This is a genomic window from Kocuria rosea subsp. polaris (assembly GCF_001483755.1).
Classification (GTDB): domain Bacteria; phylum Actinomycetota; class Actinomycetes; order Actinomycetales; family Micrococcaceae; genus Kocuria; species Kocuria cellulosilytica.
This window is the reverse complement of sequence record NZ_LQBK01000042.1, coordinates 1-23,705: the sequence shown is the minus strand read 5'-3', so window position 1 is coordinate 23,705 and position 23,705 is coordinate 1. Positions and strand designations below refer to the sequence as shown.

The window sequence follows — 23,705 nt, the reverse complement described above, 5'->3', positions numbered from 1 at the left end:
CCGGGGGCGGACGCTACCGTCCCGGCGGTCCGGGGAGCACCGTCCCGGCGGCGGTCTCGTTCCGCGGCTCCACGCCCAGCCGGGCCCCCGCGCCGTCCTCGTCCACGGCGAGCATGTTCGCCGTGCCGAAGATCCCCGCTCCCACGGTGACCTCGTGGCCCCGGCGGCGCAGCTCCCGGACCGCCGCGGGCGGGAAGTCCGACTCCACCTGCAGGGTGTTGCCGACCCCGTGGGGGTGGTTGGACGCGGGGAAGGCCGTGCTGACGAAGCGCGGCCGGGCCACCGCCTCCTGGGGCGTCAGGCCGAAGTCCACCACGTTCATGAACTGCTGGAGCTGCCCCTGCGGCTGGGTGTCGATCCCCGTGTTGCCGCCGAGCAGGTACGGCCGGCCGTCGCGCAGGGCCATGAAGGGCGCCGAGGTGTGCCGCACCGTGGCCCCGGGCGCCACGGCGTTGACGTCGTCCTCGTCGAGGGACAGGAAGCTCATGCGCTCGTTGATGTGGATCCCGGTGTCCCCGACCACCAGGAACTGCCCGCCCAGGCTCGTGGTCACGGCCGCGGCGCTGCCGGAGCGGTCGGTGAGGTGGAACGTGGTGGTGTCCGAGGCCTGCCGGTCGAGCCCGCTGCCGATCGGCCACTGCGCGGCGCGGTCGTCGTCGATGCGCGCCCGCTGCGCCCGGGCGTACTCGTCCGAGAGCAGCCGCTCCACGGGGACGTCGGTGCGCTCGGGGTCGCCCACGTGCGCGTACCGGTCGGCGAAGGCGAGCTTGACCGCCTCGACCTGCCGGTGGACCACGTCGGGGTCGTCGGGGGAGCGGCCGGAGAAGTCGTCCTCGTCCAGGATGTTGAGGGCCTCCAGCATGGCGATGCCCTGGCTGTTGGGCGGGTTCTGGTGGACGGTCACACCCTCGCCGTAGTCGATAGAGATCGGGTCCACGATCTGCGCCGAGTAGCTGCTGAAGTCCTCGAGGGTGAGGTATCCGCCGTTGCGCTCCGAGAAGGCGACGACGGCCTCCGCCACGGGCCCGCGGTAGAAGTGGTCCCGCGCGGCCCGGATCCCGGCGGAGCGGCCGGGCGCGGCCTCGTAGGCGGCCACGAGCTCCTCGAAGGTGCCGGCCATGTCCTCCTGGCGCACGGTCTCACCGGCCTCCAGCAGGGCGCCGTCACGGGTGTAGAGCTCGGTCATCACCGGGCTCTGCCGGATGTTCGCCTCCTCCCGGGTCAGCCAGTAGATCATCTCGGAGCTCGCGGGGTACCCTTCGCGGGCCACGGCGATCGCCGGCGCGAGGACCTCGCCCAGGCCCAGTTCGCCGTACTCGCCGAGCCAGAGCATCCACCCGTCCCAGGCGCCGGGGAGGATGGCCTGGTGCATGCCGAAGTCGCCGGCGCGCGGGCGGTAGTCGGCGAGGGTCGCCGCGCTGCCGACCGGACCCACGCCGTTCAGGCTCGTCACCTCGTCGCGCTCCGCGTCGTAGTACAGGGCCCACGTGCCGCCGCCGAGCACGCTCGAGTAGTAGGGCTCCACCACGCTCAGCACGGCGGCGACCGCGACGGCGGCGTCGGCGGCGGTGCCACCGGCCTCGAGGATCTCCGCCCCCGCCGCGGTGGCCAGCTCGTGGGAGGACACGACCGCCTGCACGTGCGGAGCGGGCTCCTCGGCCGCGCCCGTCGCGGACGTCGTGGCCGGTCCCGGCGTCCGCGCCGGCGTGGAGGTCGCGGTGCCGGCCGGCGCGGACGGGGTCCCCGCGCCGTCCTGCGCGGCGGGCCCGCACCCGGTGAGGGCGAGGAGGAGGCCCAGCGCGAGGGCGGCCGTGCGGTGGGCGGGGCTCGGGCTGCGACGCATGGTGTCTCCTCCGGCCGTGGCGTCCGCCGGCGGCCCTGCGCGGCGGGGCAGCGGCACGCGCGAGGGTCCGGGCGGGGTGCTGGTCAGGCTAGCACCGGGCGCAGCCCCGCGACAGGGCGCCCCGGCCGTGGCGGTCGCCGTGCCCCCCGGAGCAGCGCGACCCCCCACGCCGTGGCGTGGGGGGTCGCGTGCACCGTGGGGGCTCGACGGATCGGGGCCCGCGTGCGCGGGGACCCGGCGGGGCCGGAACGGCGGGGCGGGCCGGCGGTCAGGCGGCGGGCCAGGTCTTCGCGACCAGGGTCAGCACGTCGTAGGTCGCCACGATCTCGTCGTGCTGGTTGTGCAGAATCGCGTCCCAGCAGACCTCGCCGTACTCGTCGGTGACCCGCGGGGTGATCTGCTTGGCGGTGAGGGTCACCCGGATGCTGTCGTCGTAGGTCACCGGGGTGATGAACCGCAGGTTCTCCAGCCCGTAGTTGGCCAGGACGGGGCCGGGGGCCGGCTCCACGAACAGCCCGGCCGCCCAGGAGACCAGCAGGTAGCCGTGGGCCACCCGCCGCGGGAAGAACGGGTTGGCCGTGGCGGCCTCCTCGTCGGTGTGCGCGTAGAAGGTGTCGCCGGTCTTCTCGGCGAACTCGGTGATGTCCTCGAGTGTCACGGTGCGCAGCTCGGAGGCGAACTGGTCGCCGATCCGCAGGGTCTCGAGGGACTTGCGGAACGGGTGCTCGCCGGTGCCGTTCTCGACCGCCTCGCGGGTCACGGTGTTCGCCGCGGCGCCCCGGTGCCACACGCCGGTCACGGCCGTGAGGATGTCCGGGGGGCCCTGGATCGCGGTGCGCTGCATGTAGTGCTTGACGCCGCGCACGCCGCCCAGCTCCTCGCCGCCGCCGGCGCGGCCCGGGCCGCCGTGGACCAGGTGCGGCATCGGGGAGCCGTGGCCGGTGGAGGTCCTGGCGTCCTGGCGGTTGAGGAAGTGCACGCGCCCGTGGTGGGAGCCGATGCCCGCGGTGAAGCGGGCGGCGGTCGCGCCGTCGTTCGTGCACACGGTCGCCACGAGGGAGCCGCCGCCGAGGGCGGCCAGCCGCACGGCGTCGTCGACGTCGGTGTAGCCGAGGACGGAGGTCACGGGGCCGAAGGCCTCGACGAAGTGCACCTCGGGGGTGTCCGGATCGTCGAAGGACAGCACCGTGACGGGGAAGAACGCCCCCGCCTCGGTGTCGGCGTCGCCCACGGGGGCGTCCGGCCCGCCCAGGCGGACGGTGCCGCCGGCGGCGACCAGGCGCTGCACGGCCTTGCGGACCTCGCCCTGCTGCTCCTTGGAGGCCAGGGCGCCCATGGTGACGCCCTCGGTGCGGGGGTCGCCGATGACCACGCGCTGCCGCACGCGCTCGGCGACGGCCGCCACGACGTCCTCCACCCGGTCCTGCGGGACGATCACGCGCCGGATGGCCGTGCACTTCTGCCCGGCCTTGGACGTGATCTCGGTGAACACCGCCTTCACGAACGCCTCGAACTCCGGGGTCTCCGGGGTGGCGTCGGGGCCGAGGATCGCGGCGTTGAGGGAGTCGGTCTCGGCGGTGAAGCGCACCCCGCCGTTGATGACGTTGTCGTGCTGGCGCAGCGACTGCGCGGTGCCGGCGGAGCCGGTGAAGGCCACGTGGTCGCGGTAGTCCAGGTGGTCGAGCAGGTCCCGGGCGGAGCCGGAGATCAGCTGGAGCGAGCCCTCGGGCAGGATGCCGGAGTCGAGCATGAGGCGGACGCAGGCGGCCGTGACGTAGCCGGTGGGCGTCGCCGGCTTCACCACGGTCGGCATCCCCGCGATGAAGGCCGGGGCGAACTTCTCGAGCATCCCCCACACCGGGAAGTTGAACGCGTTGATCTGCACGGCAACACCGGGCATCCGGGTGTAGATGTGCTCGCCCAGGAAGGAGCCGTCCTTGGAGAGCTGCTCCACGGCGCCGTCCACGATGACGTTGGCGTTGGGCAGTTCGCGCCGGCCCTTGGAGGAGAACGTGAAGAGGGTGCCGATGCCGCCGTCCACGTCGAAGAAGTGGTCCTTCAGGGTGGCCCCGGTCGAGTAGGAGAGGTCGTAGAGCTCCTGCTTGTGCTCGGTGAGGTACTGGGCGAGCTGCTTGAGCTTCAGCGCCCGCTCGTGGATGGTGAACTCCCCGAGGGCGCGCTGACCCACGGTCCGGCCGTGCTCCACGGCCGAGGCGATGTCAATGCCGTCCGTGGACACGCGCGCCATGACCGCACCGGTCGAGGCGTCGGCCACCTCCGTGACCTTCTGCGGGTTCTCCGGCGTCCACCACCGGCCGTTCAGGAAGCTGGGGAGGATGGTCTGGGTCTGTGTTGCCGTTGCCACGGTGCGTGGTCCTTTCGCTCGGGTGCGTGCGGGTGACGGTCCGTCGCCCGCATCCTGACCGATCGTTCGGTATTATGACCACGATAACCTACGTCACACGCCGGGACCACCGCCCCACGGTGGTCCCGCACCACGTCGTCGAGCCCCGAGGAGCGCCATGACCACGACCGAGACCCACGAGCCCTGGCGCATCGTGCTGGGCGAGCTCGACGAGAAGATGGGCGTCACCGTGCTCGAGGAGTCGGCGGAGCGCGTGGTCGCCTCCATGCCGGTCGAGGGCAACCGCCAGTCGCTGGGCCTGCTCCACGGCGGGGCCATGGTGGCGCTGGGCGAGGCCGTGGGCTCCTGGGCGGCGGTGATCCACGCGTCCACCCTCGGCAAGGTCGCCGTGGGCGTGGACGTCAACGCCACACACCACCGGTCCTCCCGCGCGGGCACCGTGACCGCCACGGCCACCGCCCTGCAGCTCGGCCGGTCCCTCACCTGCCACGAGGTGGTCATCGAGCACGAGGACGGCGCGCGGCTGTGCACCGTGCGGATCACGAACTTCCTCAAGGACAGGCCGCAGCCGCCCGAGCAGACCGCGGAGCAGCCGGCCGGGAAGTAGGCCCGGACCCAGGCTGGGCAGTAGGTCCGGACCCAGGCTGGGCAGTAGGTCCGGACCCGGGCAGGGAGGCAGGGTCGGGCCCCGGCCGGGACGCAGTCCGGGAGCCGGGCCGGGACGCCGGGCGGGGCCGGGTGGAGCGCAGCCGGCCGGGAAGCAGGTCCGGGGCCGGATCAGGACGGGCGGCCGAGCCGCCGGCGCAGGGCGGCCAGCTCCTCGGGGGCCAGCCCGGCCTCCACGAGCCAGCGCGAGGCGTCGAACCCGGTCAGCAGCTCCTCGAGGGCCGCCCGGCGCTCCGCGAGCAGCGCGGTCAGCTCGCGCTCGGGGTGGTGGCGCTCCACGGGGTGGGGGACGGGCGAGACGCGGTGCCACTCGTTGATCCCGCGGGCGGCGGCCTCGTCCTCCGCGAGGAGGCGCTCCGGGGGCGCCCCGGCCAGCCCCAGGAGCAGCAGCGCGAGCACCCCGGTGCGGTCACGGCCGGCCGAGCAGTGCACCACCACGGCGCCCTCGGCGTTCGCCACCGCCCGCACCGCGTCGGCGAGGAGGTCCGGGAACAGCCGCAGGTAGGCGCGGTAGCCGCGGGGGTGGTTGAGGTAGGGGGTGCCCACCAGCGGGAACTGCGGGTGGGCGGGGTCCTCGGTGGGGCGGTGCAGCACCGTGATGCCGGCGCGGGCGGCCGGGTCGTCCACGGGGTCCGTGGGCCGGCGGCGCCGCTCGTCGGCGTTGCGCAGGTCCACGACCGTGCGCACGCCGTCCGCGGCGGCGGCGCGCCAGCCGGCGGGGCTCAGCCGCTCGGAGCGGCCCATCCGCCACACGTCGCCCGCCAGCCGCCGGGCGTTGAGCGCGCCGTCCCAGGTGGCGGGGGCGCCGGGCTGTGCGTGCATGCCTCCCACCCTATGACCGGCGTCCGGCGGCCGCTCACCCCGCGAGCCCTGCTCGGACGCGCGAACTCACCGGTGCTGCCCGGGACGGCGGCATTCTTCGTGCGGTCCCGGGCAGCACCGGTGCGTTCGGCGGCAGGGGCGGGGGCTACTGGTCGTAGGCGAAGAAGCCCTTGCCGGTCTTGCGGCCGAGCTCGCCCCGGGCCACCATGTCGCGCATCAGCTGCGGGGGCTCGAACCGCGGCCCGAGCTCGGAGGCGAGGTACTCGGCGATGCCCAGGCGCACGTCCAGGCCCACGATGTCCGTCAGCGCCAGCGGGCCGACCGGGAACTTGTAGCCCAGCACCATGGCGTTGTCGATGTCGGCGGGCGAGGCCACGCCCTCCTCGACCATCCGGATGGCCTCGAGCGCGATCGCCACGCCCAGCCGCGAGGAGGCGAAGCCGGGCGCGTCGTTGACGACCACCGCGGTCTTGCCGAGGCCCTCGACCCACTGCACCGAGAGCTGCCTGAGCTCCTCGCCGGTGTGCTTCGAGTTCACGACCTCCACGAGCTTCGAGGCCGGCACCGGGTTGAAGAAGTGCAGCCCGCAGAACCGCTCGGGGCGGGCCAGCTGCTCGGCCAGCCCGTCCACGGACAGCGACGACGTGTTGGTGGCCAGCCACGCGGTCCCGGCCAGGTGGCCCTCGACCTCCTGGAGGGCGGAGACCTTCAGGTCCCACACCTCGGGGACGGCCTCGACGACGAGCTCGCAGTCCGCGAAGTCGGCGTGGTCGAGGGAGACGGTCAGCTTCTCCGCCCACTCGTCCAGGTTGCCGTCCACGCTCCCGCGCTCCAGCGACTTGGCCAGGTCCCGCTCGATCCGCTCCCGGGCGGCCTCGGCGGCCTGCCCGTCGCGCTCCACCACGGTCACCTTCGCCCCGGCGAGCAGGAAGGCGTGGGCGATGCCCGCGCCCATGCGGCCTCCGCCCAGGACGCCGACGGCGGCGGGAACGGCCAGTGCGTGCTTCTCGGTCATGGTCCGGGTGCTCCTACTTCTTGTTCTTCTTGCGGTCCAGGAAGGCCTGCATGCGGTCGAACTTCGCCTGCGACTCGAAGAGCACGGCCTGGGCCAGCTCGTCGATGTGCGGGTGGGCGGACGGCGGGGCGGTGAAGACGCGCTTGGAGATCCGCACGGCCAGGGGGTCCTGGGCACCGATCCGGTCGGCGAGCGCGTGCGCGGCGCCGACGAGCTGCGCGGGCTCGTGCAGCTCGGTGACCAGGTGCAGGGCCAGGGCCTCGTCCGCGTCGAGGATCCGGCCGGCGAGCAGGATGTCCAGGGCGACGGCCTCGCCGACCAGCTCCTTGAGCCGCCACAGCCCGCCGGCGGCGGCGATGATCCCCAGGTTCGTCTCCGGCTGGCCGATCCGCAGGTGCGGGGTGGCGATGCGGAAGTCGGCCGCGTAGGCCAGCTCTGCGCCGCCGCCCAGGGCGTACCCGTCGATGGCGGCGATCACGGGCATGGGCAGCTTGTGGATGCGGTCGAAGACCTGGGAGTTGATCCCGGCCAGGGCGTCGTCCCGGCGCCGCTCGCGCAGCTGGGCGATGTCGGCGCCGGAGGCGAAGATCCCCTTGCCGTTCACCTCGGTGCCGGAGAGGATCAGGACCTTGGGATGCCGCTCCAGGTAGCCGCAGACCGTGTGCAGCTCCTCGACCATGGTCGCGTCGATCGCGTTGCGCACCGCGGGGCGGTCCAGGACCACGTGCAGGCGGTCCTCGCGCTCCTCGAGCCGCAGGGCGGCGAACTCTCCGCCGAGGATCTCGCTGGGGCCCACCATCAGAGCTTCTCCACGAGCATCGCGGTGCCCTGGCCCACGCCCACGCACATCGTGGCCAGGCCGCGGTCCGCGCCCTCGCGCTCCATCCGGCCCAGCAGCGTCACGACCAGCCGGGAACCGGAGGAGCCCAGTGGGTGGCCGAGCGCGATGGCCCCGCCGTCGTTGTTCACGGTGCCCGCGTCGAGGCCGAGACGGCGGATGCAGGCGAGGGACTGGCTGGCGAACGCCTCGTTGAGCTCGACCGCCCCGAGGTCGTCGATGCCCCACCCGGTGCGCCCGAGCACCTTCTGCGTGGCGGGGACGGGGCCGATGCCCATGATCTCCGGGGGCACGCCGGCGGAGGCGCCGTCGACGATCCGGGCCCGGGGGGTCAGTCCGTACTTCTCGGCGGCGCGCTCGGAGACCACGAGGATCGCCGAGGCGCCGTCGTTGAGGGAGGAGGCGTTGCCGGCGGTGACGACCGTGCCGTGGTCGACCACGGGGCGCAGCTTGGCGAGGGCGTCCATCGTGGTGCCCGGGCGGGGGCCCTCGTCGGTGTCGACGACCGTCTCGGCGCCCTTGCGGCCCTTGACCGTGACCGGGACGATCTCGGGGGCGAAGCGCCCGGCGTCGATCGCGGCGATCGCCTTCTCGTGGGAGGCCACGGCGAACGCGTCGGCGTCCTCGCGCGAGATGCTGTCGACGATCGCGACCTCCTCGGCCGTCTCCGGCATCGAGTAGGTCATCTTGTCGTGCTTCTTGAACTCGGGGTTGGTGAAGCGCCAGCCGATCGAGGTGTCGAACACCTCGCCGGGCTTCGCGTACGCCTTGGCCGGCTTCTCCATCACCCAGGGGGCGCGGGACATGGACTCCACCCCGCCGGCGACGACGATGTCCGCGGCCCCGGCCTTGACCATGTGCGAGGCCATGATGATGGCCGAGAGCCCGGAGGCGCACAGCCGGTTGACGGTGATGCCGGGGACGGTGTCGGGGAAGCCGGCCAGCAGCCAGGCCATCCGGGCGACGTTGCGGTTCTCCTCGCCGGCGCCGTTGGCGTTGCCGAGGATCACCTCGTCGACGTCGTGCGGGTCGATCCCCGCGTCGGTCACCGCGTGCTTGACCACGAGGGCGGCGAGGTCGTCGGGGCGCACGCTCGCCAGCGCGCCGCCGTAGCGGCCCACGGGGGTGCGGGCCCCGCCGACGAGGAGGGCCTGAGGGGTTGAGGGCATGGAAGGAACTCCTGTCGCGACGGGGAGCGGCCGGCGTCCGGGCATCGTCGCCCGAATTTACTGACCGATCGTTCATCAAACCTTCCCACGCGGGCGCCCACGGGGTCAACAGAGCGCGCCGCCGCAATGGCCCGTGGGGTGCTCCCCGGCGCGGGAGCCGGGGGCTGCGGGCCGGACGCCGTGTCCCGGGAGGCCGCCGCCGGACCGCGGGCCCGTGAGATCCTGGCGTCCTCATCGCAGACACGAACCGGCGCCGCGCCGGGGTCACCGGAGGTGCAGGATGTCGTTCCAGGAGTCCATGGAGCTCGTCGGGGAGGCCGTCGACGTCGCCGGCGTCGTCGCCATCGTCATCGGGACGGTGGTGGCGAGCCTCCTGGCCCTCAGGGAGCTGCTGGGCCGCCGCGGCGGGGACCGCGGCACCTACGAGAGCTACCGGCAGCGGCTCGGCCGCTCGATCCTGCTGGGCCTGGAGCTGCTCGTGGCCGCGGACATCATCAAGACCGTCGCCATCACCCCCACGTTCGAGTCGGTGGGGGTGCTGGCGCTCATCGTGCTCGTGCGCACCTTCCTCAGCTGGTCCCTCGAGCTCGAGATCACGGGGCGGTGGCCCTGGCAGAAGGAGCACGGGGAACCCGCCCTCCGGTCCCCGCAGGCCGGGTAGGCCCGCCCGGGCCGTCAGGCCTCGGGCGGGTACTCCTCCGGGCGCAGGTCACGGCTGCACGGAACGCGGTGGCCGGGCGCCAGCTGGTTGGCGGCCCGTGCGAGGCCGTCCCGGTGCCGGGGCGGCAGGTACAGGGCGTGGTGCAGGTAGGCGTCGAGCTCCAGCTCCCCGACCTCTCCGCCCAGGTGGGCGTACCGCACCCACAGGTCGCGCGCTCCCAGTCCGCTGCTCGTCAGCGCGGCGCGGATCATCCTGGCCTGCGTCCTGGCGACCGTCCGATCGTCCATCCGACTCCTTCTGCCCGCTGCCACCAGGATATCGGGGACCGGGGCACGGGCAGCCCGCACGGGGGCACGGACCGGCCGACGGGGACCGCCCGCGTCTACAGCCTCCTGCCGGCGGTGAGGGAGGCGGACATGAACTCGGCGACGACCTGCTGGGAGATGGCCACGTCCAGGACGAAGACGCCCTCGTCGTGGGTGTCCAGCCAGTCGGCCAGGACGGTGAGATCGGCCAGGGAGGTGGCCTTGGTCCCGGCCGCGCCCATCGCCCGGCCCAGGGCGGCGAAGTCGACCTCGTCGATGAGCATCGCGGTGGGGTCCAGGCCCTTGGAGGCGTACTGGTGCAGCTCGGCGCCGTAGGCGGAGTCGTTGAGCACCACGACCACCCCGCGGCGGGTGGCGCGCAGGAAGGTCTCGAGGTCGGCCAGGCCCATCAGTCCGCCCCCGTCGCCGGAGACGAACACCGTGGTGCGCTCGGGGCGGGCGACCGAGACCCCGGCGGCGGAGCCGAAGCCCAGGCCGATGGACTGGAAGGCGGTGCCGACCAGGACCATGGCCTGCGGGTCGGGCACGCTCAGGTACATCGGGGCCCAGCCGATGAAGTGGCCCCCGTCCATCACCACCGAGCGTTGCGCCGGCAGGATGTCCTCGAGGGCCGCGACGACGGCGCGGGGGTTGAGCCGGCCGTCGGGGCCGAACTCGGCCGGGTCCTCCACGGGGGCGGAGCCGCGGAAGTCCTCGGTGGCGACCTCGGGGGCGGCCGCCCGCCAGGTGCGCTGCGGGTCGGCGGCCGGGATCCGGCCGGTGAGGGCCTCCAGGGCCGGGCCCAGGTCTGCGCGGACGTAGTCGGTGACCGGGGGCGTGCGGTCCTCGGGCTCGTTGTCGATGCGGATCACCCGGGTGTCCTCGCCGAAGAGCGTGCCGTAGCGCAGCTGGAAGGCGTTCAGCGAGGCCCCGGCGACCAGCACGAGGTCGGCCTGGCGGGCCAGGTCCAGGCGGTGGGCGCGGGTGAAGCCCCCGGCGATGCCCAGGTCCCAGGGGGAGTCGAAGATCCCGGTGGCCATCGCCGAGGTCATGAACAGGGCCCCGAGGCGGTCCCCGAGCTCGGTGAGGGCGGTGGCGGCCCCGGCCAGCAGCACCCCGCGCCCGGCCAGGATCAGCGGGCGGGCGGCGCCGCGCAGCAGGGCGGCGATGCGGTCGAGGTCCTCGGCCGGGGCGTTCCAGGCCGGCTTGCCCGGCAACGGATCCAGCTCCACCGGGTCCGCCAGCGCGGCGGTGGCGTGGTCGTAGGGGATCGCCAGCACCACGGGCTGGACCGTCTGGGCGGCCAGGTCGAAAGCCCGGTGGGTGATCGCGGCCGCGTTGTCGGGGCCGGCGACGAGGGTGGTGACCCCCACGGCGGCGGCCGCTCCGGTCTGGTCGATGTCGAAGGGGCGGGCGCCGGTGGTGGGGGCGTCGCCGACGACGAGGACCAGGGGGATGCGGGCCATCCGGGCCTCCGCCAGGGCGGTGTAGGTGTTGGTGAACCCGGCCCCGTAGGTGGTCGTGGCCGCCCCGACCCGCCCGGTGGCCCGGTGGTAGGCGTCGGCCATGGCCACGGTGGCGGCCTCGTGCCGGGCGGAGGTGAAGCCGAAGCCGCGGGAGGTCAGCGAGCTGATCAGGTGTGCGTTGCCGTTGCCCATCAGCCCGAACAGGTGCTCGGTGCGCTCGGCCAGCACGTCGGCCACTGCCGTCGAGACCGTGGGGAGCAGGGGATCGGTGGTCGTGCCGGTGGTGGTGTCGGCGGTCATGGAGGAGTCCTTTCGGCGGGGCTCCGGTGGGAGCCCCCGGGGTGGGAGCTGGGGTGTGCTCGGGGCGGGCCCGGCACGGGCGGAGCCGCCCGCCCGCACCCGTGGGTGCCGGCGGGCGGCTCGGTCGTGCGTGCCGGGGCCGAGGTCAGTCGCGCTGCTTCTCGGCGGCCTCCGCGGCGGCGAGGATCTCCGCGGCCTCGGGGTGCTCGGAGACGTAGTCCTGGTGCACGTCCTGGACGTGCAGGTCGATCTCCTGGATGTCCTTCGGGACCATGGACACGGCGATGAAGGAGACGATCGCGATGCCGGCGATGTAGACGCCGATGGTCCACGACATCCCGGTCTCGTTGAGCAGCAGCTGGGCGATCATCGGGGCGAACGCGCCGCCGATGATGGAGCCGAACGCGTAGCCGATCGAGACGCCCGAGTAGCGCACGCGGGCCGGGAACATCTCGGCGTAGAGCGCCGACTGCGGTCCGTAGGACGGGCCGAGGCCCACGGTGAGGATCACGATGGACAGGGCGAACAGCGGCAGGGACGCGGTGTCGAGCAGGAACCACATCGGCACGGCCCACAGGATGATGATCCCGTAGCCGATCTGGAAGGTGCGGACACGGCCGATCTTGTCGGAGATCCAGCCGCCGAACATCGTGAACACGAGCCAGCCCACGCCGCCGATGAGGGAGGCGATGAGGGTCTGGGACCGGGGCATGCCCAGCACGTTGGCGCCGTAGGAGGCGAAGAACGCGATGACCAGGTAGCCGGCGGCGTTGTTGGCGGCGAAGATCAGGGCCGCGAGGGTGACCTGCTTGGAGTTGTGCTTGAACAGCTGGCCCAGGGGAGCGGAGGACTCCTTCTTGCGCAGCTGCATCTCCTTGAACACCGGGGACTCGTCCACGGTCTTGCGGATCAGGTAGCCGACCACGATGAGCACCACGGAGGAGATGAACGGGATGCGCCAGCCCCAGGCCTGGAAGTCCTCGGGGGTCATCATCGAGGTGAGGGCGAACATGAAGGACGTGGCAAGCAGCATGCCCAGCGGCACGCCGATCTGCGGATAGGCGCCGAAGAGCCCGCGCTTGTTCCGCGGGGCGTGCTCCACGGACATCAGGGCGGCGCCGCCCCACTCGCCGCCGGCCGAGAAGCCCTGCATGACGCGCAGCAGCACCAGGAAGATCGGGGCCCAGACGCCGATCGTGGCGTAGGTGGGCAGCAGGCCGATCAGCATCGTGGCCGCGCCCATGCCCACGAGGGTGAGGACCAGGACGAGCTTGCGGCCGTACTTGTCGCCGAGGTGGCCGGCGACCACCGCGCCGAGCGGACGGAACAGGAAGCTGATGCCCAGGGAGGCCCACGCGACGACCTGGGCGAGGCCGGCGTTCTCCTCGGACAGCGGCGCGAAGTACAGCGGGGCCAGGACGAAGGCCGCGGCCTGGGCGTAGATGAAGAAGTCGTACCACTCGATGGTGGTGCCCACGAGGGTGCCGGCGAGGACCTTGCGCTCCTCGCGGGACATCTCGTGCCGCCCGGCCGGGGCGGATGAAGTGTGCGCCATGGGTTCTCCAGTGTGGTCGGGGACGGCGACGTCCTCGGCGGAACCGAACGGATTATGACCGAACGTTCGGTAGTTCAGGACGATACTACGGATGAAAGTGATGCCTGTCACCATCCGTGCGGAACGATCAGTTCGTCGTCGGAAATGTGACGCGCCTCACCCGTGGAGGCCCGGTGGCGGCGGCCCGCCGCCGACCGCTCGGAGCCGCGTCTGCCGGGACCGCGCCCGCCGGAACGCCGCCGGGCCCGGCCCTCGAGGAGGACCGGGCCCGGCGGCGCGACGGGGCGTCGACAGCGGCGGCTCAGCGGTAGAGCCGCTCCGAGGCCAGGCGGGCGCCCTCGACGAGGGACTCGAGCTTGGCCCACGCGATCTGCGGGTGCAGGCGCCCGCCGAGCCCGCAGTCGGTCGAGGCGATGACGTTCTCGCGGCCCACCACGGAGGCGTACTGCTCGATCCGGTCCGCGACCAGCTCGGGGTGCTCCACCACGTTCGTCGAGTGCGAGACCACCCCGGGGATGATCACGCGGCCCTCGGGCAGCGGGTGGTCCCGCCAGACCTTCCACTCGTGGGCGTGGCGGGCCGAGGCGCCCTCGAAGGTGTAGCCGCCGGCGTTGATGGTCAGCATCAGGTCCACGAGGTGCTTCAGCTCGAGGTCCGTGGTGTGCGGGCCGTGCCAGGAGCCCCAGCACAGGTGGAAGCGGACCTGCTCCTCGGGGATCCCGCGCAGCGCGTGGTTGAGGGCCTCGACGCGCAGCCGGGTGAACGCCAGGTAGTCCTCGACCGTGGGCTCGGGGTTGATCTGGTCCCAGGACTCCGCGATGGAGGGGTCGTCGATCTGCACGGTCAGCCCGGCGTCCGTGATCGCCAGGTACTCCTCGCGCATCGCGTCGGCGCACGCGTACACGAGCTCCTCGTCGGTCTCGTAGTACTCGTTCGTCACCCGTGCCGCGGAGCCGGGGGAGAGGGCGGCGACGAACCCGGTCCCGGCGCCCGTGGCCTCCAGAGCGGCGCGGAGGTTGCGGACGTCCGAGGCCACGGCCTCCTGGCCGGTGTAGCGGAGCGGCCCGGTGATCTTGGGCTGCTTGGTCGAGGAGCGCCCGGTGAGGATGCCCGACGCCGGGTCCTCGTACGCCTCCCGGAAGCGCTCGCGGTCCCGGCGGTCCGGGAAGCTGGTGAGCACGATGTGGCCGGGCGAGGAGCGCTTCTTCTCCGTCGACGCCCACCGGTCCTCGTCGGAGGGGGTGAGGCCGCCGAGGCGGGAGAAGGAGTAGTTCCACCACGCGCCGTAGTCGACCGCGCTGGACATGGTGTGCCCGTACTCGCCGTCGTTGACGACGTCCAGGCCGATCTCGCGCTGCCGGCGCACCACGTCCTCGACGCCCGTGGCGAGCTCGGCGGTGAGCTGCTCGAACGTGATGGCGCCCTCGGCGTGCTGCTGGTTGGCCTCGAGCAGCCGCGGGGTGCGCGGCAGGGAGCCCACGTGGGTGGTCTGCACGTGGTCGGTGTTCTGCATGGTCATGGGTGTCCTCCTCGGGGACGGCGGGGACGGCGGGGACGGCGGGGGAGTCGGGTGGGGCCGGTCAGGGCCGGAGCCGGCGGGAGGCGAGCTCGGCGCCGCCCCTCGCCCGGTTCGCCCCGAGCGGCGCCGGGGTCCGGGGGAGGGACCCGGCGTGGGTCGTGCGGATGCGGTCGGTGCTGTGCGGCATGGGCCGTGCGTCCTTTCCATCGGTCCTGGCGGTAGCACCGGAGGCGGGACGGGAAGCCCTCGCCCGGGTTGCTGCGGCGTCGTCGAGCCAGATCTCTCGGCCGCTCTGGATGGTGACCGTCCCATCCAAGCGCACCCGTGCGCGCTGCGCCATCCGGCGCTCGGATGACGGACATGACGCCGTGTGACGCGACCCGGCGAGCGCTCCCGGGCGGCCCTGTCCTTCGCGAACATGGCCTGGATCACATACCGTGGCGGTGATCCGTGCCCCTCACCCCGCGGGCACGACGGACCAGAGGAAGGACCCCCATGTCCCAGACGCCCCCGCAGCAGGACCTCGAGGGCCGCGCGGCGCTCGTCACCGGTGGCGCGAGCGGCATCGGCCTGGCCGCCGCCCGGGCCCTCGCCGGCTCCGGCGCGCACGTGGTCGTGGCCGACGTCGACGAGGCCGGGGCGCGGCGCGTCGCGGACGAGCTCGGCGGCCGCGCGTGGGCCGTCGACCTGCTCGACACCGCGGCGCTCGCCGAGCTGAGCCTCGAGGTCGACGTGCTGGTCAACAACGCCGGCATCCAGAAGGTCGCCCCCCTCCAGGAGTTCGACCCCGCGGACTTCCACCGGATCCTGGTGCTGATGCTGGAGTCCCCGTTCCTGCTGGTGCGCGCCGCGCTGCCGCACATGTACGAGAGGGGCTGGGGGCGCGTCGTCAACGTCTCCTCCGTGCACGGGCTGCGTGCGTCCCCCTACAAGAGCGCCTACGTCTCGGCGAAGCACGGCCTGGAGGGGCTGTCCAAGACCGTCGCGGTGGAGGGCGCGGCCCACGGGGTGACGAGCAACTGCATCAACCCCGGCTACGTGCGCACCCCGCTCGTCGAGAAGCAGATCGCCGACCAGGCGAGGGTGCACGGGATCCCTGAGTCCGAGGTGGTCGAGCGGATCATGCTCGGCGAGACGCCGATCAAGAAGCTCGTGGACCCGGAGGACGTCGGCAGCCTGGTCGCGTGGCTGGCCGGACCGCACGCGTCCATGGTCACCGGGGCCTCCTACACGATGGACGGCGGCTGGACGGCGCGCTGAGCCCGCCCCACGCCGCGGCGGTGCGCTGCGGTGCCGCGTCCGGACCGCCCGGCGGCCCGGACCGCCCGCTGCCGGTCCGGACGGGCCCGGCGGCCCGGACGGTCCGCCGCCGGCCCGGGCCGCTCAGTGGTGGCCCAGCTCCCGGGAGAGCCGGTGGGCCTCCGTGAGCAGGGCCCGCCCCAGGGGCTGCCGGCGCTCGCCGGTGAACCGGGGCTCGATGCCCGTGAGGCTCAGTGCGTAGACCGGCGCCCCCGTCGCGTCGAAGACCGCCGCGGCCATGCCCCAGCTGCCCTCGACGATCAGCCCGGGGTTCACGGCGAAGCCCTCCCGCCGCACGTCCGCGAGCAGGGCCCGGATCCGCTCGGGCGTGTGGCCCGGGCCCCAGTCGGCGCGGGCCCCGGCCGTCGCCGCGAGGATCCGGTCCACCTCCGGGTCGGGGAGGTGGGCCAGGATCGCCAGCCCCGCCGAGGCCACGCCCAGCGGCAGTCGCAGCCCTTCGTAGAGGACGTGGGAGCGGATCGGGAACGCCCCCTCCACGCGCGCCAGGCAGACGGTCTCGAGTCCGCGGCGGACCGACAGGAACGCGCTCTCGCCGGTGGCCTCCGCGAGCCGGCGCAGCGACGGCCCGGCCAGCTCGCGGATCGGATAGCGGTGGGCCGCGACCGCGCCCAGCACGTACAGCTCGGGGCCCAGCTGCCAGGCCCCCGTCCCCGCGGCGCGGTCCACGAGACCCTCCTCGGCCAGCCCCGTGAGCAGCCGGTGCACGGTGGGGCGGGTCAGCCCGGTCCCGGCCGCGAGCTCCGCCACGGTGCTGCCCTGCTCCCGGCCGGCCACGGCGCGCAGCAGCCGCGCCACCCGGTGGACCACCTGGGTGCCCGCACCCGTCGTCCGCTCCTGTCCCATGACTCCACTATATGGACACTCGGCCCACGAATGGCCGGATGCTGAGGTGAAGTCCTGCGCTTCCGCCGGTCCTGTTGACCGACATGTGGAGGCTCCCTAGATTGAGGTCTGAGTCACAGTCGCACGAGAGGGAGGGGCCAGGGTGTCCAAGGTCAGGGACAACGCCGCCGAGCTGCTGGCGGAGAGCCTGCGGGACGGCATGACGCTCGCCGTGGGCGGGTTCGGGCTCAGCGGGATCCCGCGGGATCTCATCGAGGCGGTGCGGGACTCCGGGGTCACGGACCTCACGGTGGTCTCCAACAACATGGGCGTGGACGGCAAGGGCCTCGGGGTCCTGCTCGAGAACCGGCAGGTCAGGAAGGTCCTCGCCTCCTACGTGGGCGAGAACAAGCTGTTCGCCCAGCAGTACCTGGACGGTGACCTCGAGGTCGAGTTCAACCCGCAGGGCACCCTGGCCGAGCGGCTCCGGGCCGGCGGCGCGGGCATCCCCGCCTTCTACACGAGGACCGGGGTCGGCACCCTCGTGGCCGAGGGCAAGCCGCACGCCGAGTTCGACGGCGAGACCTACGTGCAGGAGCGCGGCATCGTCGCCGACATCGCCCTGGTCCACGCCCACACCGGCGACTCCGACGGCAACCTCGTGTACCGCTACACCGCGCGCAACTTCAATCCGATCGTCGCGACCGCCGGGAAGGTCACCTTCGCGGAGGTCGAGCACCTCGTGGAGGTCGGGCAGATCCACCCGGACCACGTCGTGACCCCGGGCGTCTACGTCCAGCACGTCGCGCAGTACAGCGGCGCGCCCAAGGACATCGAGCAGCGCACCGTCCGCCCCCGCCCGGCCGGGCGGGCCGACCAGCAGAACGGAGACCAGGCATGAGCTGGACCCGCGACGAGATGGCGGCGATCGCCGCCGTGGAGCTCTCCGACGGCGACTACGTCAACCTCGGCATCGGCATCCCCACCCTCGTGGCCAACAACCTGCCCGAGGGCGTCAACGTGGTGCTCCAGTCCGAGAACGGCGTGCTCGGCATGGGCCCGTTCCCCTACGAGGGGGACGAGGACCCGGACCTCATCAACGCCGGCAAGCAGACGATCACGCTGCAGCCCGGGGCCTCGATCTTCGACTCCGCCACCTCCTTCGGGATGATCCGCGGCGGCCACGTGAAGATCGCGATCCTCGGCGCCATGCAGGTCTCCGGCACCGGCGACCTCGCCAACTGGATGATCCCCGGCAAGATGGTCAAGGGGATGGGCGGCGCCATGGACCTGGTGGCCGGCACCCCGCGTGTCGTCGTGCTGACCGAGCACGTGACCAAGGACGGCTCCGCGAAGATCAAGACCGAGTGCGACCTCCCGCTCACCGGCGTGCGCGTGGTCGACCGCGTCGTCACGGACCTGTGCGTGTTCGACGTCGAGGACGGCGGCCTCGTGCTGCGCAGCCTCGCCCCCGGGGTCACCGAGGAGGAGGTCCGGGCGAAGACCGAGGCGTCCTTCCGCACGGACCTGCGGGACGTCACCCCTGACACCGTCCCCACCGAGACCGCCGCCCCCGGCGGCGCTGAGGAGAACCGATGAGCACCCCCACCGACGTCGTCGTCCTGTCCGGCGCCCGCACGCCCCAGGGCAAGATCCTGGGCCACCTGGCGTCCTTCACCGCGGCCGAACTGGGCGCCCACGCCATCCGGGCCGCGCTCGAGCGCGCCGGGATCGCCCCCGAGCAGGTGGACTACGTGGTCATGGGCCACGTCCTGCAGGCCGGGGCCGGGCAGAACCCGGCCCGGCAGGCCGCGGTCTCGGCGGGCATCCCGCTGGACGTGCCCGCCGAGACCGTCAACAAGGTCTGTCTCTCCGGGCTCGTGGCCGTCACCAACGCCGCCCGGATGATCCGGGCGGGCGAGGCCGAGGTCGTCGTGGCCGGCGGCCAGGAGTCCATGACCAACACCCCGCACCTCGCGATGGGCGTGCGGCAGGGCAAGAGCTACGGCGACCTCAAGCTCGAGGACGCCGTGGCCAAGGACGGGCTCGTCGACGTCGCCGCGTGCGTGTCCATGGGCTCCCTCACGGAGTCCGGCAACGGCGAGCGCTCGATCTCCCGCGAGGAGCAGGACCGGGTCGCCGCCCAGAGCCACCGGCGCGCGGCGCGCGCCGCGGAGGACGGTGTCCTCCGCGACGAGATCGCTCCCGTGACCGTCCCGCAGCGCAAGGGCGAGCCGCTGGTGGTCGACACCGACCAGGGCGTCCGGCCGGAGTCCACGGCGGAGTCGATGGCGAGGCTGCGCCCGGCCTTCGCGAAGGACGGCACCATCACGGCCGGCAACTCCTCGCCGCTCTCGGACGGCGCGGCCGCCCTGGTCCTGGCCAGCCGCGAGTACGCCGAGCGCCACGGCCTCGAGCACCTCGCCGTGGTCGGCGCCCCCGGCCAGGTGGCCGGGCCCGACACCTCGCTGCACTCCCAGCCGTCCCGGGCGATCGAGGCGGCCGTGGCGAAGGCCGGCTGGTCCGTGCAGGACCTGGACTTCATCGAGATCAACGAGGCGTTCGCGTCCGTGCTGATCCAGTCCCTGAAGGACCTCGACTACCCGGAGGAGAAGGCCAACATCCACGGCGGCGCGGTGGCCGTCGGCCACCCCATCGGCGCCTCCGGGGCGCGCCTGGCGCTGCACGCGGCGTTCGAGCTCTCCCGCCGCGGGTCCGGCAGGGCCGCCGTGTCGCTGTGCGGGGGCGGTGGCCAGGGCGAGGCCCTGCTGCTCTACCGCGACTGACGCCCGCCGCGCCCGGCGGGCCGGCCGCTCACGCGGTGCGCTCCGGGACGCCGCGGTCGCTGCCCGGGCGCAGCAGGTCGGCGCTCGAGGGCACGCGCGGGTGGTAGCGGCGGTCGAGCAGGGTGTTGGCCGCCCAGGACAGCAGGTCCCGTTCCCGCGTCGGCAGCTCCAGGCACTGGTGCAGGTACGCGCCGACCTCGAGCTCGTCGGCGCTCCCGCCGAGGCTGAGGTAGCGGACCCAGAGCCGGCGGTGCTTGATCGACGCCCGCTCGAGCGCCTGGTGCAGTCTGACGGCCTGTTCCCGGCCCAGGGAGTCGTCCATCGTGGTTCCTTCCGTGCGGTGCGGGGGGATGTGGGGCCAAGGGCTCGTGCCCCCGCGCTCACGGGTTCCACGGTAGGAAAGCGGCCGCTCCGGAGCCACGGTATTCGCGGAGGCACAGCATTGTGTCCCTGTGTGAGGAAACGTCCGGCTCGCGCCCAGGTCACGCCAAGGCGGGTCCGCGGTCCGGCCCGCTGTCCCGCACCCCGCCCCCGCGGTCCCACCGGGCACGCCCGGTGGGACCGCGGACGGACCGTCCGACGCAGGGCAGGGGCGGCGGGTCAGGAGGCGAGGAGCGCCCCGTAGAGCTCCTCGAAGCGGGCGCGGACGGCGCGGTAGTGCTCGGCGCGCCCGGGCTCCGGCTCGTGCTCGGGCCCGTAGGGCGGGCGGGCCCGTTCGACGTCCGGGGCCAGCGTCTCGAGGGCGAGCAGGGCCGTGCCGCGCAGCGTCGCGCGCTTGAACTCGGCCCGCGCCACGGGCTTGCCCAGGGTGTCGGCCAGGATCTGCATCAGCCCGGGCACGTCCTGGGACGCGCTGCCCGAGGCCACCACGCGCTCCACGCCGCCGGCGACGTCCTCGAGCTGGTCGGCCACGCGCGCGTAGGAGGCCGCCACGCCCTCCAGGACGCCCCGCGCCAGGTCCGCCCCGGTGGAGGAGGCGGTCACATCGGCCAGCACCGCGCGGGCCCCGCCCGCCCACCCGGTCGAGCGCTCCCCGGTGAAGAAGGGCAGCACCACCGGGGTGCCCTCCGCGGCCTCGGCCTCGGCGACGTCCTGCAGCGTGGTGCCCTCCGGCAGGGCGACCGTGTCCTCGAGCCAGCGGATCGCCCGTCCCACGTCGTTGAGGGCCCCGCCCAGCAGGCACCGCCGCGCGTCGACGCGGTAGCACCACAGCCCGCTCGGCACCCGCTCCGGGATCTCGTGCAGCAGCACGCGCGCGGCCCCGGAGGTCGCGGCCGAGACCACCAGGGTCGAGGCGTCGGCGCCGCCGGAGCCCAGGTTGGCGCTCAGCCCGTCGGCCACGGGCGCGAACCAGTGCGCCCCCTCGAGGGCAGGCCACCGCTCGGCCACGGAGACCGCGACGTCCGGGACGGGCTCGTGCGGATCGAGGACCGGGCTGAGCTGCTCGGCGTCCAGGCCGCAGGCCAGCAGCAGCGGCTCGTCCCACCGGCCCGTGCGCCGGTCCAGCATGCCGGTCCAGGCGGCCGTGGCGGTCCCGGCGCACGCGGTGCCGAGCAGGCGCAGGTGCACGTACTCGCCCAGGGACATCCACCGCCGCGCCCGCTCCCACGTCTGCGGGTCCGTCTCCCGGATCCAGCGCAGCCGCGGGGCCAGGTACGAGGTGTGCAGGCGGGCTCCGGTGCGCTGGAGGGCGGCGGGCTCGTCGAGCTCGGCGCGCAGCCCGGCCAGCTGCTCGGCGCACCGGGAGTCCGCGTAGGTGAAGCAGGGGGTCACGGCCTCCTCGTCGGCCCCGACGCCCACGAGCGAGGACGCGAAGGTGTCCAGGGCGACGCCCGCCACCCGGCCGGCCAGCGCGGGGTCGGCCAGGACCAGGTCGAGGATCCCGGCCAGCTCCTCGGTGACCTGGTCGGGGTCGATCACGGAGGTGCCGTCGGCCGCCGTGCGGAACTCGTGCTCGATCTTGTGCCGGTAGCCGAGCACCGGGGTCCCCGTGGCGTCGTGCAGCCCGCCGCGGCTGCCCGTCGAGCCGACGTCGAGGGCCATCACCAGCGGGTCGGCGGCGTCCTGCAGGTCCACGCTGAAGTCGGCGCCGTCGTCGGGCCGCGGGGGCTGCGAGTGCTTGCTCATGGGGCCCATCCTCCTGCGGGTCGTGTCGTGGCCCCAGTGTAGGAGCGGCGCCCGGTGCGATGGCCACATGCTGAGACGACCGTCCGGAAGACAGACGTTGCGGCCCAGAAGCGTATTCTGGACGGCGGACCGCCGGCGGTCGCCCCCGGTGCTCCGCCCCCACGGGCCGCCCGCCCGGCCGCCGGACATCCACCGGACATCCTCGACCAAGGAGACGCAGCTCCGCCATGCCCCACCTCCGCTCCCGCACCTCGACCCACGGCCGCAACATGGCCGGTGCCCGCGCCCTGTGGCGCGCCACCGGCATGGGCGACGACGACTTCGGGAAGCCGATCGTCGCGATCGCGAACTCCTACACGCAGTTCGTGCCCGGCCACGTGCACCTCAAGGACATGGGCGACCTCGTGGCCTCGGCGATCCGGGAGGCCGGTGGGGTGGCGAAGGAGTTCAACACCATCGCGGTCGACGACGGCATCGCGATGGGCCACGACGGGATGCTCTACTCGCTGCCCTCCCGGGACATCATCGCGGACTCCGTGGAGTACATGGTCAACGCCCACCGGGCCGACGCCCTGGTCTGCATCTCCAACTGCGACAAGATCACCCCGGGCATGCTGCTGGCCGCGCTGCGGCTCAACATCCCGGTGGTCTTCGTCTCCGGCGGGCCCATGGAGTCCGGCGAGGCCGTCGAGGGCGTCGTGGAGCACCGCCTGGACCTCGTGGACGCGATGTCCATGGCCGTCGACGAGTCCGTCACCGACGAGCAGCTGGGCCAGATCGAGCGCAACGCCTGCCCCACCTGCGGGTCCTGCTCCGGCATGTTCACCGCCAACTCCATGAACTGTCTCACCGAGGCCCTCGGCCTGTCCCTGCCCGGCAACGGCACCACGCTGGCCACCCAGGTGGCCCGCAAGGAGCTCTTCCTCGAGGCCGGCCGCCGGGTGGTGGACCTGTGCTGCCGGTACTACGAGCAGGACGACGAGTCCGTGCTCCCGCGCAACATCGCCACGAAGGCGGCGTTCGAGAACGCCATGGCCCTCGACATCGCCATGGGCGGGTCCACCAACACGATCCTGCACATCCTCGCCGCCGCCCAGGAGGGCGAGGTGGACTTCACCCTCCCGGACATCGACGACCTGTCCCGCCGGGTGCCCTGCCTGTGCAAGGTCGCGCCCAACTCCACGCGGTTCCACATCGAGCACGTGCACCGTGCGGGCGGGATCCCCGCGATCCTCGGCGAGCTGCGCCGGGCCGGGCTGCTCAACGAGGACGTGCACACGGTGCATGCCCCGGACCTGGCCACCTGGCTGGACGAGTGGGACGTCCGCGGCGGCCGGTCCTCGGAGCGCGCCCGGCGGCTGTTCCACGCCGCGCCCGGCGGCGTGCGCACCACGCAGGCGTTCTCCACGGCCAACACGTTCGAGTCCCTCGACCTCGACGGCGAGGACGGCTGCATCCGCTCCGTGGCGCACGCCTACACCCAGGACGGCGGGCTGGCGATCCTCTACGGCAACATCGCCGAGGACGGAGCGGTCATCAAGACCGCCGGCATCGACGAGGAGCTGTTCCACTTCGTCGGCAAGGCCTTCGTGGTCGAGTCCCAGGACGAGGCCGTGTTCGAGATCCTGTCCAAGAACGTGCAGCCCGGCGACATCGTGGTCATCACCCACGAGGGCCCCAAGGGTGGCCCGGGCATGCAGGAGATGCTCTACCCGACCTCCTACCTCAAGGGCCTCGGTCTGGGCCGGGAGTGCGCGCTCGTCACCGACGGCCGCTTCTCCGGCGGCACCTCCGGCCTCTCCATCGGGCACATCTCCCCGGAGGCCGCCGCCGGCGGCGCCGTGGGGCTCGTCGAGACCGGCGACGAGATCGAGATCGACGTCGCCCGGCGCGTGCTGCGCGTGAACGTGGACGACGCCACGCTCGCCGTCCGCCGGCAGGCCCGGGGCCCCGCGCCCTGGTACCCCACGAAGCCGCGCGAGCGCCAGGTCTCCAAGGCGCTGCGGGCCTACGCCTCGATGGTCACCTCCGCGGACAAGGGAGCCGTGCGCGTGATCTGATCCGCGCCGCCCGTCCCGCGAGGTCGCGGCCGACGGCGACCGGGCACCGTCCGGTCGCCGTCGGCC

21 protein-coding genes and 1 riboswitch are annotated in these 23,705 nt (G+C 73.5%); of the genes, 7 read left to right on the top strand and 14 right to left on the bottom strand.

What is annotated here, in order from left to right; genetic code table 11:
* Positions 1–13: 13 nt before the first annotated feature.
* Together AVL61_RS16585 and paaZ are read right to left on the bottom strand one after the other, a co-directional pair.
* Positions 14–1,843: a gamma-glutamyltransferase family protein gene (locus tag AVL61_RS16585; RefSeq protein ID WP_082697258.1), complete on the bottom strand. Its 1,830-nt coding sequence runs from the start codon at positions 1,841–1,843 to the stop codon at positions 14–16.
* A gap of 268 nt (positions 1,844–2,111) precedes the next feature.
* Positions 2,112–4,208, bottom strand: a complete 2,097-nt coding sequence (gene paaZ / locus AVL61_RS16580; protein WP_058875437.1) for a phenylacetic acid degradation bifunctional protein PaaZ — start codon at positions 4,206–4,208, stop codon at positions 2,112–2,114.
* Between the two features lie 157 nt (positions 4,209–4,365).
* Here paaZ and AVL61_RS16575 point away from each other — a divergent pair, with 157 nt between their 5' ends.
* Positions 4,366–4,815: a hotdog fold thioesterase gene (locus tag AVL61_RS16575; RefSeq protein WP_058875436.1), complete on the top strand. Its 450-nt coding sequence runs from the start codon at positions 4,366–4,368 to the stop codon at positions 4,813–4,815.
* Between the two features lie 170 nt (positions 4,816–4,985).
* Here the strand turns inward: AVL61_RS16575 and AVL61_RS16570 are convergent, their stop codons facing one another.
* The 4 genes from AVL61_RS16570 to AVL61_RS16555 form a co-directional block, all read right to left on the bottom strand.
* A complete protein-coding gene (locus AVL61_RS16570; protein WP_058875435.1) occupies positions 4,986–5,696 on the bottom strand; it encodes a tyrosine-protein phosphatase in 711 nt (236 codons plus the stop codon).
* Positions 5,697–5,841: 145 nt separating this feature from the next.
* The gene (locus AVL61_RS16565) at positions 5,842–6,711 is read right to left on the bottom strand and encodes a 3-hydroxyacyl-CoA dehydrogenase family protein (RefSeq protein WP_058875434.1); all 870 of its coding nucleotides are present in this window, start codon (positions 6,709–6,711) and stop codon (positions 5,842–5,844) included.
* A gap of 13 nt (positions 6,712–6,724) precedes the next feature.
* Entirely contained in the window at positions 6,725–7,510 is a 786-nt protein-coding gene (locus tag AVL61_RS16560; protein ID WP_058875433.1) for an enoyl-CoA hydratase/isomerase family protein, read from the bottom strand.
* Positions 7,510–8,718, bottom strand: coding sequence for a thiolase family protein (locus AVL61_RS16555; protein WP_058875432.1), 1,209 nt, complete (start codon positions 8,716–8,718; stop codon positions 7,510–7,512). Before AVL61_RS16555 ends, AVL61_RS16560 begins: the two co-directional genes overlap by 1 nt.
* 280 nt (positions 8,719–8,998) lie before the next feature.
* Here AVL61_RS16555 and AVL61_RS16550 point away from each other — a divergent pair, with 280 nt between their 5' ends.
* A complete protein-coding gene (locus tag AVL61_RS16550) occupies positions 8,999–9,379 on the top strand; it encodes a DUF1622 domain-containing protein (protein ID WP_058875431.1) in 381 nt (126 codons plus the stop codon).
* Positions 9,380–9,393: 14 nt separating this feature from the next.
* Here the strand turns inward: AVL61_RS16550 and AVL61_RS16545 are convergent, their stop codons facing one another.
* The 5 genes from AVL61_RS16545 to AVL61_RS18650 all read right to left on the bottom strand — a co-directional run bounded on the left by AVL61_RS16545 (position 9,394) and on the right by AVL61_RS18650 (position 14,711).
* Complete coding sequence (locus AVL61_RS16545; protein WP_058875430.1) at positions 9,394–9,666, bottom strand: hypothetical protein; 273 nt, start codon at positions 9,664–9,666, stop codon at positions 9,394–9,396.
* A 95-nt stretch (positions 9,667–9,761) separates the two neighbouring features.
* Positions 9,762–11,450, bottom strand: coding sequence for a thiamine pyrophosphate-binding protein (locus tag AVL61_RS18655; protein WP_058875429.1), 1,689 nt, complete (start codon positions 11,448–11,450; stop codon positions 9,762–9,764).
* Positions 11,451–11,595: 145 nt separating this feature from the next.
* Positions 11,596–13,005, bottom strand: coding sequence for an MFS transporter (locus AVL61_RS16535; protein WP_058875428.1), 1,410 nt, complete (start codon positions 13,003–13,005; stop codon positions 11,596–11,598).
* A 301-nt stretch (positions 13,006–13,306) separates the two neighbouring features.
* Complete coding sequence (locus AVL61_RS16530) at positions 13,307–14,524, bottom strand: cobalamin-independent methionine synthase II family protein (protein WP_058875427.1); 1,218 nt, start codon at positions 14,522–14,524, stop codon at positions 13,307–13,309.
* Between the two features lie 61 nt (positions 14,525–14,585).
* A complete protein-coding gene (locus AVL61_RS18650) occupies positions 14,586–14,711 on the bottom strand; it encodes a hypothetical protein (protein ID WP_269433326.1) in 126 nt (41 codons plus the stop codon).
* A gap of 13 nt (positions 14,712–14,724) precedes the next feature.
* Positions 14,725–14,827, bottom strand: a riboswitch (SAM riboswitch).
* Between the two features lie 192 nt (positions 14,828–15,019).
* Between AVL61_RS18650 and AVL61_RS16525 the strand changes: the two genes are divergently transcribed.
* Positions 15,020–15,784 (top strand): 3-hydroxybutyrate dehydrogenase, encoded by a 765-nt coding sequence (locus AVL61_RS16525; RefSeq protein WP_058875426.1) that lies wholly within the window; start codon positions 15,020–15,022, stop codon positions 15,782–15,784.
* Between the two features lie 123 nt (positions 15,785–15,907).
* Here the strand turns inward: AVL61_RS16525 and AVL61_RS16520 are convergent, their stop codons facing one another.
* Positions 15,908–16,687, bottom strand: a complete 780-nt coding sequence (locus AVL61_RS16520; RefSeq protein WP_058875425.1) for an IclR family transcriptional regulator — start codon at positions 16,685–16,687, stop codon at positions 15,908–15,910.
* Between the two features lie 142 nt (positions 16,688–16,829).
* Between AVL61_RS16520 and AVL61_RS16515 the strand changes: the two genes are divergently transcribed.
* From AVL61_RS16515 to AVL61_RS16505, 3 genes are read left to right on the top strand one after another with little or no spacing between them, the layout of a single operon-like run.
* Entirely contained in the window at positions 16,830–17,567 is a 738-nt protein-coding gene (locus AVL61_RS16515; protein ID WP_058875424.1) for a CoA transferase subunit A, read from the top strand.
* Positions 17,564–18,265 (top strand): 3-oxoacid CoA-transferase subunit B, encoded by a 702-nt coding sequence (locus tag AVL61_RS16510; RefSeq protein WP_058875423.1) that lies wholly within the window; start codon positions 17,564–17,566, stop codon positions 18,263–18,265. Before AVL61_RS16515 ends, AVL61_RS16510 begins: the two co-directional genes overlap by 4 nt.
* Entirely contained in the window at positions 18,262–19,452 is a 1,191-nt protein-coding gene (locus AVL61_RS16505) for an acetyl-CoA C-acetyltransferase (RefSeq protein ID WP_058875422.1), read from the top strand. The genes AVL61_RS16510 and AVL61_RS16505 overlap by 4 nt, the downstream gene beginning before the upstream one ends.
* 28 nt (positions 19,453–19,480) lie before the next feature.
* Here the strand turns inward: AVL61_RS16505 and AVL61_RS16500 are convergent, their stop codons facing one another.
* Both AVL61_RS16500 and AVL61_RS16495 read right to left on the bottom strand, forming a co-directional pair.
* Positions 19,481–19,774 carry a hypothetical protein gene (locus AVL61_RS16500; protein ID WP_058875421.1) on the bottom strand — a complete coding sequence of 98 codons (294 nt, stop codon included), beginning with the start codon at positions 19,772–19,774 and terminating at the stop codon, positions 19,481–19,483.
* Between the two features lie 278 nt (positions 19,775–20,052).
* The gene (locus AVL61_RS16495) at positions 20,053–21,579 is read right to left on the bottom strand and encodes a gluconokinase (protein ID WP_058875420.1); all 1,527 of its coding nucleotides are present in this window, start codon (positions 21,577–21,579) and stop codon (positions 20,053–20,055) included.
* A 227-nt stretch (positions 21,580–21,806) separates the two neighbouring features.
* Between AVL61_RS16495 and ilvD the strand changes: the two genes are divergently transcribed.
* Entirely contained in the window at positions 21,807–23,639 is a 1,833-nt protein-coding gene (gene ilvD / locus AVL61_RS16490) for a dihydroxy-acid dehydratase (RefSeq protein WP_058875419.1), read from the top strand.
* Positions 23,640–23,705: the final 66 nt, after the last annotated feature.